General features: G+C 35.9%; 9 protein-coding genes. All 9 read right to left on the bottom strand.

The genetic code is table 11. The annotated features are described in order from the left end of the window. Positions 1–2673, bottom strand: a complete 2673-nt coding sequence (locus ACKC83_RS11345; RefSeq protein WP_434035581.1) for a hypothetical protein — start codon at positions 2671–2673, stop codon at positions 1–3. A 23-nt stretch (positions 2674–2696) separates the two neighbouring features. Further along, complete coding sequence (locus ACKC83_RS11340; protein ID WP_434035580.1) at positions 2697–4379, bottom strand: sulfatase family protein; 1683 nt, start codon at positions 4377–4379, stop codon at positions 2697–2699. 12 nt (positions 4380–4391) lie between these two features. Further along, entirely contained in the window at positions 4392–6377 is a 1986-nt protein-coding gene (locus ACKC83_RS11335; protein ID WP_434035579.1) for a glycoside hydrolase family 97 N-terminal domain-containing protein, read from the bottom strand. Between the two features lie 53 nt (positions 6378–6430). Further along, positions 6431–7912, bottom strand: a complete 1482-nt coding sequence (locus ACKC83_RS11330) for a sulfatase-like hydrolase/transferase (RefSeq protein WP_434035578.1) — start codon at positions 7910–7912, stop codon at positions 6431–6433. 2 nt (positions 7913–7914) lie between these two features. Continuing rightward, a complete protein-coding gene (locus tag ACKC83_RS11325) occupies positions 7915–8745 on the bottom strand; it encodes an alpha/beta hydrolase (RefSeq protein WP_434035577.1) in 831 nt (276 codons plus the stop codon). Positions 8746–8756: 11 nt separating this feature from the next. Then, positions 8757–10091 carry a sugar porter family MFS transporter gene (locus ACKC83_RS11320; RefSeq protein ID WP_434035576.1) on the bottom strand — a complete coding sequence of 445 codons (1335 nt, stop codon included), beginning with the start codon at positions 10089–10091 and terminating at the stop codon, positions 8757–8759. Between the two features lie 35 nt (positions 10092–10126). Beyond that, complete coding sequence (locus tag ACKC83_RS11315) at positions 10127–11230, bottom strand: glycoside hydrolase family protein (RefSeq protein WP_434035575.1); 1104 nt, start codon at positions 11228–11230, stop codon at positions 10127–10129. 588 nt (positions 11231–11818) lie between these two features. Then, positions 11819–13720 (bottom strand): RagB/SusD family nutrient uptake outer membrane protein, encoded by a 1902-nt coding sequence (locus ACKC83_RS11310; protein ID WP_434035574.1) that lies wholly within the window; start codon positions 13718–13720, stop codon positions 11819–11821. 24 nt (positions 13721–13744) lie between these two features. Continuing rightward, positions 13745–17005: a SusC/RagA family TonB-linked outer membrane protein gene (locus tag ACKC83_RS11305; RefSeq protein ID WP_434035573.1), complete on the bottom strand. Its 3261-nt coding sequence runs from the start codon at positions 17003–17005 to the stop codon at positions 13745–13747. Positions 17006–17291: the final 286 nt, after the last annotated feature.

Below are 17291 nucleotides of genomic sequence, written 5' to 3'. Positions count from 1 at the left end.
CTATTTTATCTCGATATTATAGCCTGCAGGATAAGTTTTCACCTTTCCTTTTTTAAGCTGAATTGATATCGGTTTATCAGAAGAATAGAAATATTTGCCATTCTTAACCGACACCGTTGCTGTAACAGCACCTTTGATAGCTTCTATTTTATAATCGCCAAACTGAATTTGAGATCCTTTACCTAAATATAAATACTCAAATGTTCCATCTTTTTCTGAAGCCACTCCAAAGATTCCTTTAAATATCATCTCTTTTGTAGGCTTGAAGGCTTTATTCGAATCTATAGCACTACAGATAATTTGTGTACTGTTTTTCGATTCGATTTTCAAAGCCGCTAAATCAACAAACTGCCCCACTTTAGATATATTCTGAATTGATTTTTGTCCGGTTTCATACGATTCAAACACTGAAACAAACGGGTGACTTTTAGCGTTTATTCCATTCTGACGTACAATTAGCGTTGGTGTAGTCTGTGGACTTTTATTGATTTGTCCAGGTGTAATATCTTCACGTAACGTGGTTGCTGGCGCATCTACCACATACAGCTCACGGTTATCTTGCCCTTGCATCCACATATTTACATGCAGTTCTGGAGATACCGTATTAATGTCCCAAGTCGCATTAAAATCTGATGTATACTTTATCTTTCTTTGATTTTTAAAGAAACTGTAATTCTTGTCGTATTCAGTACCTAAATCATTTACAGATTTCACCTCTAACGGTTTCTGTTCTGCACTTGCAAGTCTAACGTGGTGACCTAAATTATGATGAATATAATCGTTGTTATCTTGATCTGATCTAAACACATCTACATAATACCCGGTAGTTTCTGAAGTGCGAATCATAGCCACAACACGACGTTTTTCGTCTGCTGAAACATCTGCAAAAGATACCTGTTCAGAAGTGATTTCGGTATTATAAAAACCATCTTCTACTGTTTTAGGATCCATGGCATTTATAGTAATCTCGCCTTTTTTATATCCTGGAACTATGGTGTTAGAACCTGTGATTCCTCGATGATATCCTGCATCTGGTGACCAATACGATTCGTAAGCCGAAGCATCTGGCGCAAGAGCCCAACCTTTACCGTAAAATTGCATAGCTAATCCGTTTTCGGCTAAATGCGACTGATAGCGTCCGCCATATAATGTGAACATTAAGCCGTTATCTTCGTCGTTTCCATTTCTTAAAATCATATGTCTATGAAATTTTGAATACGCCGATCTGTGATATGGCAATTCACTACCCGATTCTGGTAGAGCCTGATTAAAAATAATATCTTGCCAGTTGGATTTATTTCTGTCGTACTGTCCGTTTTCTATGTTTTTCTTGATGACTGTAGCCATGGTTTTCGCCGTTTGGGTATCGCCTTTCCAAGTCGAATAGGTTAATAAGGATTCGAAAGCCGACATATTAAAAGCGCCACCACGCATATCTCCAAACACCACTAAATTCCCGCGTGCATCTAACCAACCTAAATTCGCTAATGCTGCTTTTTCAATAATTGGATTTCCGGCTAAGGTATTCACGCCAGACTTATACAATTGCAATCCCATTTCTAATACTGTAGGAATCATTCCCGACGCATAGCCTGGTGATTCTGGCCATAAGCCTGTTTCGGTATCATAATTTGCCATTATTTCTGGTAAACCTGCATAATGCTCACCCGATTTTTCTGTGTAAAACGGAATGTAATATTCACGACCTTTACCATCGTCATAAAAATCGTTAGACTCTAAAACCAACATACTTCCTATGATGTTTTTATAACGGTTTACATTCCAGTTTCCTTTTTTACCACCACGAACCAATCCGATTTCTATAAAGCGCTTAAACACTTCACTCGACACATCGACTGTGGTTTTATTAATTTCCTTTAAATGTTTATGCGGATTCGCTTTTAAGTAATCGTAAAGAAAATCGTAGGTCGCCGCCATAGGAATTTGTCTATCGTCGTGAATCACTTCATAATCATAATAGCCCATAATTCCGCCGGGCTCGTAGCCTCCAGGACCTTTAGTTGATTGTTCGGGATCTAAAGGCGGATTCATATAATACGTTCCTAAGATCCAAGTCCAATAAATATCTGCCGAAAACTTAGCATACTTCTCATTTTGCGTCATATAATACGCGAAAGCTGATTTTTCTGCCAGTTTTAATATTTCCATATTATTGGCACGAATCATATGTCCCGTCTCTTTATACGGAATTTTCATAGGTGTTTTATCGGCTTTAGAACGACTAATCCCTAACATATCACCCGATTCGTTATACGGAATTCTGTCTTCTAAAGGCACATTTACATAATCGTTCCATTTACGCATACCCGGTAAACGAACGGTTGGCATAGGCGCATTTCCTTCACCATAATCCCAATCTTGCCCTTTAATATAACATTGTGTATAGCGCTCGCCATCTTTCCAGTACATCGCCAATCGCGATACAATCCATTCTGGATCTGTAATGTGACGATTTACATATGGCGTTATTTCCTCGATTAGTGCATTAAACGATGCTTTTGCCCAATTTTCTGTTTCTATTTTCTGCTTTAAAGCAGCTCTATCACTAGTCTTTGCAAACAAACGTGGATGTTCCGTCGCTTGTTGCGATTGCACTGTTACGGTATTAAAACAGAAGGTTATAACTAGGATTAATAAGATTGAAAATCTCATGAAATTATTTTTTATTTATCAATTTAATGTAAGGGTACAGTTTCTATATCTGGATTGTTTTTCGCTTCCAAATATTTCTGTAATATTTTTTGATCTAATTCCGAACTGTCTCCGTATTGTGCTCTAAGATCTGCCAATTGCTTTTTAAGTTTTACAACCACATCGGCATACGCAGGATCGTCTACAACATTCTTCATTTCGTTCGGATCTTTTTTACGGTCGTATAATTCCCATTCGTCTACATCGTAATAAAAATGAATCAACTTATATTCTTGTGTAATAATAGCATAATGTCTTTTTACCATATGAATTCCTGGATATTCGTAATAATGGTAGTATACCGCATCTCTAGTCCATTCTTGATCGTTTCCTAATAACAATGGAATTAAACTTTCCCCTTGCATATCTGAAGGTGCTTCAACTTGTGCTGCCTCTAAAATGGTTTGAGCAAAATCTAAATTCTGAACCATTTCTGTATTGGTCGTTCCTGGAGTAATCACATTTGGCCATTTAATAAGTAATGGTGTTTTAAACGATTCGTCGTAAACGAAACGTTTATCGAACCAACCGTGCTCTCCTAAATAAAATCCTTGGTCTGACGTGTACACAATAATGGTATTTTCATCTAATCCGGTTTCATCTAAATAATCTAATAAACGACCTACATTTTCATCTACAGAAGCAATACAACCTAAATAATCTTGCATATAGCGTTGGTAACGCCATTTCATCAACTCGGCTTCATTCATGTTTGCATATTCAGCTTTGAAATCTTCCATTAATGGTTTGTACACAGAATCCCATACGGCACGTTGCTCCGGATTCATACGCCCCACTTCACGTTCAAAAGCTTCTAAATCCCAACCCGACACATCTTTAATGCCTAATTCTTTCATCATTTCTGGATACAGTTTAGAATCTCCTGCCCAGTTCATGTGTGTTAACAAATTCATTTCTGCAGTTTTTGCAGCAGTACCACGGCCTTCATAATCATCAAATAAGGTTTCTGGCTCTACAAATGTCTTTTTTGTATATTCTTTAAAATGACGTGGCGCCGGCAACCATTCTCTGTGTGGTGCTTTTTGCATAGAAAATAACATAAACGGTTTATTTTCATCACGTCTGTGTTCTAACCAATCTAAAGTCATGTCCATGATAATATCAGTAACATAACCTTCAACAGTTATTTTTCCGTCGTTGGTATTAAAATCTGGATTGTAATACTGTCCTTGACCAGGAAGAATTTTAAATTCGTCTATCCCTTTTGGATTGTTTCCGAAGTGTAATTTTCCGAACATCGCGGTTTGGTAACCCGCTTTTTGTAGTAATTGAGGGAACGTCATTTGAGATTCATCAAACGGAAAAACATTATCCACTTTCCCATGAATATGTGTGTGTTTCCCTGTTAAAATGGTTGCTCTAGACGGTGCACAAATAGAATTGGTAACACTTGCGTTGGTAAATAAAATCCCTTCGTCTGCAATACGATCTATATTTGGAGTTTGAATTAAATGATCGCTATATGCACTAATGGCCTGATATGCATGATCGTCGGACATCATAAAAATAATATTCGGACGCTCTTTAGGAAGTGTCTTTATTTCCTTTTTCACCTCTGGTTGTTGTTCTTCTTTAGATTTACATCCTACGATGCCCAAACACAGGCAAACTACAAGGTATTTTAAAATGCTAACTTTATTTTTCATGAACTCTAGCGTTTATTCTTTAGTAATGTGCATAGCAAAACCATTATTACGGTCTATGTTAATGTCTAATTTTGAATCTCTTGAAATAGTAATCTCTTCAATTTTAACTTGGGTTCTTGTGTTTACGTTCTCATCATCTGTATACACTTTCACTTTATAAGACGCTCCTTCTTCTAGGAATTCAAAATCGAGAGTCACATCATTTGGCGCGACACCATTAATACCTCCAATAAACCAATCGTTGCCTTTTCTACGTGCTATAATTCCTAATTCTCCTATTTCTGCACGTAACACTTTAGTTTCGTCCCAAGTGGTTGGTACGGCATTAAAAAATTCTAATTCTGGTTCGTTACCAATAGTACGCGTATCGCCCCAAAGCCCGTCGTCCTTAATTGGTGCTAATGGCGCTTTATCGTACCAGTATAAAAACTGTAGCGGACTAAAAATACAAACCGTTTTTGCCAATTGCGAAGCGTGAGACCCCATTTTATCTACTCGTGTGTTATAATAACAGACCGTATTATCGGCCGCGCCCGCTAAACTTCTTGTAAACATGGTGATTAAAGTATGTGCGTTTGGTACTGTTTCCTCATCGCCACGAATCCCTTCTTGAGTTAACAAATTAGGATATGTTCTCGAGAATCCTGTCGGTCTGTATTCATCATGTATATCTAAAACCATTTCGTATTCTGCTGCCTTTTTAACAGCTTCATGCATCCATGCGGTCGCATCTTGGTCTCCGACACGAACAAAGCCGTATTTAATTCCAGACACACCCCATGCTTTTAATACGGGTAGAACAACGTCTAATTTATTTTCTAAAGCACGACGGTTGACATATAACATGACCTTCACCCCTTTTTCTTTAGCATACTTTGTAATAGCTTCAATATCAAATGGACCTTTAGAGCGTTTTGGATCTAGAGTAATGGTTGTAGCATCAGAGGCATTATCCATTTCATTACCATACCAACCGGCATCGAAATGCACATATTGCATATTATGACTTGCTACAAAGTCGATAGCAGCCATACCTCCTTGCGTTGTTAAAGTGGTTTCGCGAAGTACTTTTCCTGGTGTAATCCATGAATCGTCTGCTATTTTTGATGGCGGATTTAAATTCTGAATTAAATAATTCTGTTCTAACAACTCGCCATGACTGTTCCCCATCATAACCACACGCCAAGGTGATTGAAAAGGTAAGGTTTTATGCACTTTAGTGCCATCGTTTTTACGTTCGGCAATTACTGCTCCCGTAATAGTATCTTGTTTTTGTTCTCCCATTTTACCATCAAGGGTCGATACAATACTATACGGTGATGTTATGCCTGTATTAAAACTCATTCGTGCATAATCTACCAAACGGGCTTCTGCTAATGCAATTTTAACCGTATCGTTTATCTCAATTACTAACGGACGTTCGGCACCTTCTTGTAAGGCTGAAATTGGAATTTTTCTGTATTCGCCTTGAGCAGTTAAAACGCCTTTTTCACGTTTTGGTGTAGACCAAACCTCGTAATCTTTATCGAAATTATAATGAATGTTTTCATTTAAACCAATTTCGGTAAGGTCTCCTTGTTCAGGAATTTCGTAAGCAAAAGCGACACCTTCATTATAGGCTCTGGCAATGATATTAAATTTAGCATCGCCTTGTTTTAAATATATTTTTATCTGATTGTAATGGTCTGGAATGGTACTCAACTCATTAAATCTAGAGGTCCACGTGGTATTTACTGAAGATTTTTCAATATTTTCAACCGTAATAGTTCCTGTAAAATTTAATTCTTCAGACATTAATTCTAACACCGAACTTTGAATGACTTCTTTTTGATTATAAAATACAGAAAAAGAAACATCATTATTTTTATCCCCTTCTAGAAACACCATCTTTTTAGTTGCGTTTGGAGATGTCACTTCAATTACCTCTTTTTTTGAGCAACTGCTAGCCACGATACATAGCGAAAAAAGAATTATTAGTTTAAATTGAATAGGTTTCATTGGTTATTGAAATTTATAGTTTGTTTGAGTCGTAATTGGTATTTACAGTACGTTTAATTTGTTTCTTCTTGTCTAACCCATACGTGACTGCCGTCTAATAACGCTTTATATTCCGATTCAAATTCCGTTTTCATTGTCTTGAAAATCTCTGGTTTTTGAGCTGAAATATCTTCAGATTCAGCAATGTCATTTTTCAAATTAAACAACACAAAATCTGTAAGTTCAGCACGTTTAAGTTCGTCTATATTCCCATCGTATAAATTATGAATATTAGGTAGTGTTTCGCCATCTAATTCTATACGTGCCATGATTTTATAATCGCCTTTACGCATGGCAACACGACGGTCGTTAATGGCGTCGTAAAATGCCCATGTTAAAGGTTTTTCACGTTCAAAATTTCCAGATTTCAAAAGCGATACAAAAGATTCTCCGTCTAATACGCGGTCTGGTAATTCTGCTCCAGCTAATTCGGCAAAGGTTGGTAGGAAATCTAGTGCAGATACCACAGCATTGGTGGTTCCAGAATAGGTATCTTTTCCAATCCATTTAACAATACCTGGCACTCTAAATCCAGCTTCATTGGTACATAATTTCATACCTTTTAAAGGTCCTGGTCTCCCGTAAGATTTTTTAGCACGCTCGTATCTCATAAAGGTTTCTGGTCCGTTATCTGAGCTAAATACGATTAACGTATTGGTAATATTATGAGTTTCAAAATATTCTAGTAATCGCCCTACAGCAAGATCTACGTTTTCTACATTGGCAAAATATTCGGCCTCTTCTAGATTCTTTGCTTTTGGTAAATATTTCTGAACTAAATCTTCTGGAGACGCAATAGGTTCATGAGGTTCATGAAATGCCACTTCTAAGAAAAACGGTTTATCGGTATCTCTTTTATCTAACCAAGACATGGCTTCGTCGACAATAATCTGACTGCTAAAGCCTTCAATTTCTCCTACTTTTTCGCCGTTTCTCACAAAATTTCTGGGATTTTTATGACTTGGCGCGGCATTATTGTGAGTTGCCATCCAATAATCAAAACCAAAATCGTTTGGTTGTGGTTGCGCATCTGAATTAAATTGAGACGAACAATGCCATTTCCCAACTAAACAGGTTTCGTAACCTACAGATTTTAACACCTGAGGAATAGTAACTTCTTCGGCACGTAGGTGAACTAAATCTCTATTGTCTTCACTTTTTTTGTAACCTGGAATAAAATCGTAAATACCAGCACGGTTAGGACTTCTACCTGTTAGCAACCCCGCTCGCGATGATGAACACACTGGAGCTGTAGCATAAAAATCGGTAAGTTTAATTCCTGTTTCCGCTAATTTATCAAGGTTTTTAGTTTCAATTATTGGATGTCCAAATGAAGACAAATCCCCATAACCTAAATCGTCGCATAACAGCACTATAATGTTAGGCTGTTCTGATTGTGATTGTACTGCTTCTGCAACTGTATTTTGTTTCTTTTCAACTTTACATGAAAAGCAAATCATAATACATAATACGTATATAAATGACTTCATATTCATAATTAGTCCGTTTTTAAATTCGCTTTAAAAAAATCGTTAAAAAAGACCATGTGATATTTTATAGAATTACTCCAGTATGCATTGGTATGTCCGCCGGGACGCTCTATATAATCATGTGGAATATTACGCTCCAACAATTTCTTATGAAGTCTTACATTAGCATCATAAAAAAAGTCGTCTACTCCACAATCAAATAAAATTTTCAAATCTTTTCCATCTAACAAATGCACCATATTAATAACTGTGTTTTGTTCCCAATTTTCTTGATTGGTTGCATACACACCTAAGCGTTTTTCTAAATCCCAGTTTTTGGGAAAAGGTCGTAGATCTACACCGCCACTCATACTTGCAACAGCGCCCCAAATATCTTGATGCTTAAAAGTTAAATACAGCGCACCGTGCCCCCCCATGCTATAGCCTGTAATGGCACGATGTTTAGAATCGGCTAGAGTGTTATAGGTTTTATCTATTTTTGAGACCAATTCTTTTGAAATATAGGTTTCGTATTTCATGGCATCATCTATTGGACTATCAAAATACCAACTGGTTTTAGCACCATCGGGACACACTATGATAACCTGATAAGTATCGGCATAAGCTTTAATATCTGGAGCTTTCCCCAACCAAGCCGCATAGTTGCCGCCAGCACCGTGAAGCATATATACTACAGAAAATGCTTTTCCGTTATTTGTATACGACTCTGGTGTGATGATAACGTTTTTAATAGTCTTATTCATTATCTCGCTATGCACCAAAAGCGTATCTACTTTGGAAGCATACATCGATAATGTGATGCAAAACATACTAAAAACTACAATAATCTTTTTCATCATGTTTTAACGAACTATTTTTTATTCTTTTTAAGCATTACTACTTCCAATTCTTCTAATGTTTTACCTTTTGTTTCAGGCATCAAGAACGCTACAAATAATAATTGTAACACCATCATGAATGCAAAAAACAGAAATACAACACCTGGCCCAATTAATTCATGGCTGAATAAAAATGGAATTAAAGATGGTATTAAGGCTGCTAAAACCCAGTGTACAGAACTTCCGAAAGATTGCCCTGAAGCTCTTAAATGATTAGGGAAAATTTCTGAAACAAACACCCAAATTACGGCCCCTTGACCTACGGCGTGAGCTGCAATAAAAAGAAATAAGAAAATAGGCACAGCCATACCTGACCAACCAAAGAAAAATGCGGCTGATACTAAACCTAATGACACTATGTAGCCTATAGACCCTATATACATTAACGTTTTTCTTCCTAATTTATCAATTAAAAACACGCCTAAAAGTGTAAATACTAAATTAGTGACACCTATTCCCACACTGCTTAAAAGTGCTGTACTTTCTCCTAAACCAGCTTCTTCAAAAATTCGAGGCGCATAATATAAAAAAGCATTAATTCCGGATAGCTGATTGAAAAAAGCAATTAAAAAAGCTAACATTAAAGGATATCTGTATTTTTTAATAAAGATAGTTTCTGTTTTATCGTTTTCGTGAGAATGACTTTCAAATTCTGCAATTTGCTCATCTACATTTACTGTTGGATCAATTATATTTAATACAGTCTTAGCTTCTTCAGTACGTCCCTGAGATAGTAACCATCGTGGACTTTTTGGTAATTTTACAGCAAATAAAATGTATAAGACTGCAGGAATAGCTTCGACTCCCAACATCCAACGCCACGAGTTTTCCCCAATGCCACTTAACAAATAGTTAGATAGAAATGCAATTAGAATACCAAATACAATATTAAATTGATACATAGCCACTAAACGACCACGATCTTTAGCTGGCGCGATTTCAGAAATATATGCTGGTGCCGCAATTGTAGAAGCCCCTACTCCAATACCTCCAATAAATCGAGCAAAAGCGAACACATACGGATCGTTAGATAAAGCTGAGCCAATAGCAGAAACAGCAAATAAAATACCAATGACTATTAAGGTATTTTTACGGCCAAATTTATTGGTTGGAAATCCACCAAACAACGCACCAACAACAGTACCCCAAAGTGCCATTCCCATAACTACCCAACCGTGAAATGAATCTGAAGATTCCCATAACGTTTGAAGTTTTTTATCGGCACCAGAAATTACTACAACATCGAATCCGAATAAAAACCCTGCAAGTGCAGCGGTAATAGACCATAAAAGTATTTTCTTGTTCATACTGTTTTATTTTTAGTTTTATTAATTAGTTTAGTTTATTGTGTTATAGGAATAACCATATTCCATGTTTTTGTTCCATTACTAAATCCTCCAGGACCATCCATAGTCGCGAAAAATATATGTGTAGGTTTGCCATCTTCGACAAAAACAAACGGACGTTCTAATTGTCCCTGTTTAACGGTTTTACCATTATCCCAAGTCACCGTTTTTGTATATGCTTTCGGATTTTTATCGACTACCCATTCTATTCCATCTTTAGAATGTGCCAAGAGTCCATCGCCTGCTTCGCCTGTTATAGCGCCACGCTGATCTTTGGCCACCATATGAAATCCGGTAGCATCGCTCCATAAATGCGGATCTTCGATTTCGCCAAAATGCTCTAAAGAAAATAAAGGCTTATCGCCCATCACAGTATACGGTCCTTTAAAAGATGGCGCTGTAGCCACTCCAATACTCATATCTGCATTACTAATACCATCAGGTTTATAATCACGCCCTTTAAATAGCAGAACAACTGAGCCGTCTGCCTTTATTAATGGTGACGGATTTGAAGTTAAGAAACTATAAAAAGAATTAGGTTTAACATCTAAAATTGGCGTATCTAATCGGTTCCATGGTCCGTTAGGACTTTTAGAAGTTGCGACTCCAATACGTTTTCCCCATCGTGCCGCAATGCACCATTTACTTTTTAAATCGAATTGATTCACATTTTCTGTAGTAACCTCTTCAAAGGGGTGCGTAGATCCCATGTAATATAAAATATACGTGTCGTTATGTTTTACAATCTTAGGGTTATGAGTAGAGCGTCCATCCCAAAATTGGGTTCCTCGTGCTTTAAGAGCGACATCTTGGAATTGATATGGCCCTTCTGGAGTTTTTGATGTGGCATGTACAATTTCAGACCCAATCATCCAACCTGGATGAAATGGTAAAAACTTTGGCCAGCGCGAAGCGTACATATGGTACATCCCATCGTCGCCTTTAATTACCGAACTTCCCCACACCCAATAATCTTCCATTTGAAGTCCGCCATTTACAGTAGCTTCTCCAAGTTTTCCTTGTATTATATTTTGCGCAGATAAAAGCCCTATATTATTTAATAATAGAAAAAATACTATGGCTATTTTTAAATGCTTCATCGTGGTAATTAATATAAATTATCTCCGCTATTTTGTTTTTTGTACTGTCGATATTCTAAAAAAATTCATCCAATTTGATTTATACTTCGCGTTGGATGAATTCAAACCAATTTCTAACTTGTCTTAAAAACTGTTCTATATTTTTTAAGACTAAAAAAAACAATAACTACTGCAATCTAAATCTTATCTCTTAAAAACTGAATAAATTATAGTTCAAAGACTATAACTAGTCAACCATTTTACACGAAAAACAGGCGTATTTACTAGGTAAATCAGCTATAACACTCAACGATAACCAAAATATTTTCGCTTCTGAATGTAAATACAATTCTATTTATAAACGGAGTAACTTCCCTTATTTTCACTAAACATCTGGATGTAAAAAATACACGATAAATATTTAAATTTTTTGCAAGATGAAATATAGTAAAACAGATTATATAGATGAACAAACCAATTTCTTAAATGACAACCTCGGATCACATACTAACTAGATTGCCGGGATTTTAACAATAAAAAAAGCAGCTGTGATATATCACAACTGCTTTTTAAAACAAACACAAATTACTAATTCAATTTAATTCGTTTTTACCATAGTGGATTTTGTAATAACTCAGGGTTCAATCTGATTTGATCTGAAGGAATAGGGTCTATATAATTCTTAATTGAAAAGTTTCTGTTTCCTTTAATATCGAAGATTAAAGCTCCAGGCTTAACATTTGCTATACCTGCATATGTAGATATAGATTTCTCAGTACTTGTTGTTCCGTAAGAGAATCCTGCTGGGTTATAAATTAAATCAGTTGGGTTCTTAGGATTTAAAGCAGTTTCAAATTCTGTACCATCTACATAATTTAAAATTAAGTCGTGATTTAACTCTCCTTCTGCAATTCCCCAACGTTTTAAGTCATCGAAACGTTGACTCTCTCCAAATAATTCAATAGCACGCTCTCTTCTAATTTCTCCTAACATTGTTAAGTCTGAATATGGTGAAATTAATGCATTAGTTAAAGGAGCAACATCAGAACGTTCTCTAATTTTATTAATTGAAATGTCTAAATCTCCATCAGAAATAACACCTCCACCTAATTCTACAGTCGCTTCTGCATAAGTTAACAATACTTCTGCATAACGTAAATGAGGGAAGTTGAAAGACTCACTACGTGTTTCTCTTAATTTGTGTTCTGTCACAAATTTAACACCTTGATATCCAACTCCACGTCCACCTGATGGGTTTAATAATTGAGGCACATATCTGTAATCGAATCCCGTACCAGCATCGGCAAAATCTACACCATATTGTGCACCACCTCCATCAACATTTGCACCATAGCCCCAATATTCCTTTAGAGGCTCCCATACAAAACTAGTTAAACGATTATCACGATTTTGAAATTCTGAAGTCATTGTGTCGTATCCTTCAAAAACTGAAGAGTATTGTACAGGTAAACCGTCTTCACATAAATACATATCCATTAATTTTCTAGATGGTGTATATGGCTTAGAGTGAGAAATGTTCTGACCAATTTGTCTTAATGTAAAATCGTAAACTGTTTGGATAATAAATTCTCTGTTATCTGCTTTAGTTAAACCTGCTGGATTAGAACCATCTTCTAAAGTGAATAAGTAAAATAAGTTTCTATCTCCAAGCTCTGCACGATGATCCCATAATTCGTAAGCACCACTATTCATAACTTCTAAAGCGCTTTGCTTTGCATCTTCAAAAAGTTGTTGCACGCTAGGATAATCTGCTGGTTTTGCTGATCCTGCACCAACAGTAGTACCATCTCCATCTGTAGCTGTACCCACATATTTTTCATATGTCGCTGCATATAAAGAAATACGTGCTTTTAAAGATTTTGCTGCCTCAGAAGACAATTTACCTTTTTCTGTATCTCCGATACTATTTTCTGAAGGTAATCCGTCTATAGCAACATCTAAGTCACTTAAGATTTGATAGATAACCTCGTAACGACTATTTCTTGGTCCGTATAATTCCTCAGAACTCACATCTAAAGAACGTGTTACAATAGGAACTCCTCCAAAACGCAATAACAATTTGTAGTGATTCCAAGCTCTAAAAAAGTGAGCTGTAGCAACAGGCACTTCTATTTCTGATTGATCACCTTCATATTCTGCCGCTTTCTCTATTAATTGATTAGCTTCTCTTAACTGATTGTAGTTACTACTCCAAATTCCATCTGATGTAGGAACGGGTTTATTACCACTAGCATACGTTGGTTGTTCTGTAATGTTAGCTGATAAATCTGAAGATTCATCTCCACCATTACTACCTGCAACATATCCAAATGTAGCTCTATAGAAAAAATTTGCTGCTGCGTCGAATTGTTCTGGGGTTTTAAAATACACAGCTTCTGTTACAGAATCTAAAGGTTCTTGCTCTAGGTAGTCGGAACAACCTGTAAACATAAACGCAGAAACCATGGCCACTAACCCTATTCGTTTTATATTAAAATTTATATTTTTCATATTCATTAAATTAAAAATTATCAATTAAAAAGTAAGCTCTAAACCAAGAATCATAGTCGATACAAATGGAGTCTGACTTCCTTGTCTTGTATCTATACCTGCTTCAGGGTCTAAACCATCTTTTACATTAGAAATTACAAATAAATCGTTTCCTGTTAAAGACACACGAATTCTGTCCACACCAATTTTCTCTAAAGTAGCTTGAGGAAGTGTATATCCTACAGAGATCACCTTAGCACGCATATAGGCCGCTTTAATAACGTTAATATCGTTTAAATCATAATTCCAAGTTTTTCTAGCCGTGTTGTAATAACTTGCAGGTAACTCTGCATTTTGGTTATCTACAGTCCAAGTATTCCCTAAGAATGATGCGTTTTGGTTTGTCCACCATTGTGCAAATGGATAAGCAAGAGAACCTGTTCTTACAATATTAACATCGGCAACACCTTGGAAGAATGCACTAAAATCGAATCCTTTGTAAGCAAATCCTAAGTTAATACCAAAACTTTTATGTGGACCTGTATCACCTACGTAAACTAAATCCTCTTCATTTATAACACCATCACCACTTACGTCAACTCGTTTTACTGTACCTGGTACTAAACGGTCTGCACTTCTATAATTTGGTAATAAAGTTCCTGCTTTCAATTTTGTTTGGTCGGTTGCGTCTATAAAACCTACTTGGTTGTAGTAGTTTAAAACTTCATCTTCTGAAGTCATAATACCATCTGTCTTGTAAGCGTAGATTGCATTTAATGGTTTCCCTTCTAACACAGAGTTTACACCTTTAGAAATATTCTGTGCACCTTCCATTTTAGTAACTTCACTCTCATTATCCCAGAAACTTAATCCTATGTTATAACTAAAGTCTCCAATCTGATCTCTCCAGTTAGCAGATAATTCGTAACCAGTAGTTTCAAACGTACCACTATTTGTTTTTGGTGCTCCAGCTCCTAATACTTGTGGATATGTAATACTAACTAACATATCGTCATTCTTACGAATAAAGTATTCTGCTGTACCAGTTAAACGGTTATTAAGTACTCCAAAGTCTACAGCAAAGTTAGTTGTTGATACACGCTCCCAAGAACGATCTGTAGAAGTAAGTCCGCTAATGAATGCTGTATTATATAATTCTGGGCTATTTCCAAAAATTGTAGAACCGTATCCAATACTAGAATAGTAATCGTATGCACCAATACCTGTTACAGAACCCGTTTCACCATAAGAAGCACGTAGTTTTAATAAGTTAAACGCACTACCTTCCATAATTGCCATTTCTGCTAAATTAATACCTGCAGACGCACCATAGAAGTTTTTCCATCTGTAATCTGGGTCTAAACGCGAAGAACCATCACGACGACCTAATACTTCTAATAAGTAAATTCCTTTAAAGTTGTAGTTTAATTTTCCTAAATAAGACACTAAACCTACAGCATTACTACCACCTGCATTTGTTTGTGTAGTCACGTCTCCTGTATTAATATCATTTAAATCATTTGAAGCCATGTTAGAACGGAACAAATCGTAATTATTTGTTTGCGTTTCTTCTGCAGTATAACCTACCATAGCACCTAATGTATGGTTACCGAAAGTACGGTTATAGTTTAATTGGAATACATGATTTTGGAATATTTGTTTCTGAGACTCTTCTTTTACACTAGAGTTTAACAATGTTGTTGGTGTAGACGTTGTATTACCAAACCAATCGTACATAGTAACTGTAGATGTTCTTGTGGTTTTATGATTGTTTTTAGAACTAAAGTTTCCTTGATAGTAAAAAGATAAACCTTTTACATACTTATCGAAATCAAAATTAATTTTACCACCTAAACGAAAGATTTCATCGTTATTTTTAGTACGACCACCTTCATCTAAATAAGCTAAAGAGTTGTTACCTCCAAAGTTATCGTAATACTGACCTGCTGGATTAAATAATGGGAACCAACTCGCGTCTTGAACACCACCACCAATACCTTGTGTAGGGACATCTGTTGTTCTATTATCGTAAGACACTATAAAGTCAGTAGATATCATATCCGACACATCGTACGTTAAGTTTGTACGGAAGTTGTAACGTTTTTGTCCGTCATACACATAACTAATAGGTGAACGCTCATTCGCATAACCAACAGATGTTCTGTATGTTGCTTTTTCACTACCTCCAGAAATTGAAACATCATGACGCTCTGATAATGTAGTTCCGTACATTTCGTCGAACATTGTAGTTTCGTTACTAAAATAGTGATCTTTACCTAACCAGAAGTAAGACTCTGGAGCCATTGGTAATGTACCATCTACAATCGAAACTAATTCATCACGTGTAAAGAAACGGTAGTTTGAAGCTGCTGTTTGTTGGTTTCCATCACCATCAACAAAATCAATTCCATCATTATCTCCAGCAGTGATCCAAAGTTGTGCCCATTCTTCCATAGAAGATAAAGGGTAGTCTCTAACAAAGTTTAATTGAGTTTCTCCTTTATATGATACTTTTAGAGCAGAACCTTTTTTACCTTTTTTAGTCGTTACTAAAATTACCCCACCGGCAGCTTTAGTACCAAATATTGCAGCAGCACCATCCTTAAGTACAGAGTAAGATTCAATATCGTTAGCATTAATTGTTGCTAATTGCCATTCTGGAATTTCAAGTCCGTCTAATAAAATAAGTGGACTAATATTGTTTACAGAAATATCACCACGAATTTTTAAATCAGTACCCTCATTACCAGGACGCGAAGATGTACGTGTTACAACAAGTCCAGGTACCTCACCTTGTAAAGCTAAAGCTGCACTAGATGTTCCTTTTCCTTTCACTACATCGTCTCCTTTTACCTGAGTTACAGATCCTGTAAGTGTCGCTTTCTTTTGTGTTCCAAATCCAACAACAATAACTTCATCCAATTCACTAATATCGGTTTCCATTACTATATTCAATTGAGTTTTTCCTGCAACAGAAACTTCCTGTGGTACAAAACCAATAGAACTAAACATAAGAACAGAAGATGATGAAGGTACGCTTAATGAATAATTACCATCAAAATCTGTTACGGTACCAACTCTGTCGCCACCTTTTAAAATTACATTTACACCTGCGATAGGCATCCCATCTTCTTGAGAGGTGACAACTCCAGTTATTATTAAATTTTGTTCACTAATACTGTTTGAGTTAGCGAATCTATCCTTATCGTCTGCAGCATACATACCGCTATATGATAAGCATAACAATAAAGCCATAAACAACACTGGCTTTATCGAAGACTTTTTTAAATTATTATTCTGATACATAAAATACTTTTTTCGTTATACTATTTAATTGATTGTTAAAGTTTAAAACAAATTTTAATGCATACAATTTGTATTCAATAGATAAACTCTTAAAATGGTTTGGTTTGTTTTTAGTAATTTTTTTCTGGTCATAATTAGTGTGTTTTAAATTAATATTGTTTGTAAGGAGACATTTAAAATGGCATTAACATTTTATTATGTTTTCCTGTTAACAATTTTATAAATAATGCCTCATATCTTCTCTAAAACATGATTCTATATCACTAAATTATGGTCCATTTTAACG

The organism is Formosa bonchosmolovskayae (assembly GCF_051016085.1).
In the GTDB taxonomy this organism is placed as follows: Bacteria; Bacteroidota; Bacteroidia; order Flavobacteriales; family Flavobacteriaceae; genus Formosa.
This window is presented reverse-complemented; position numbering and strand designations above follow the sequence as displayed.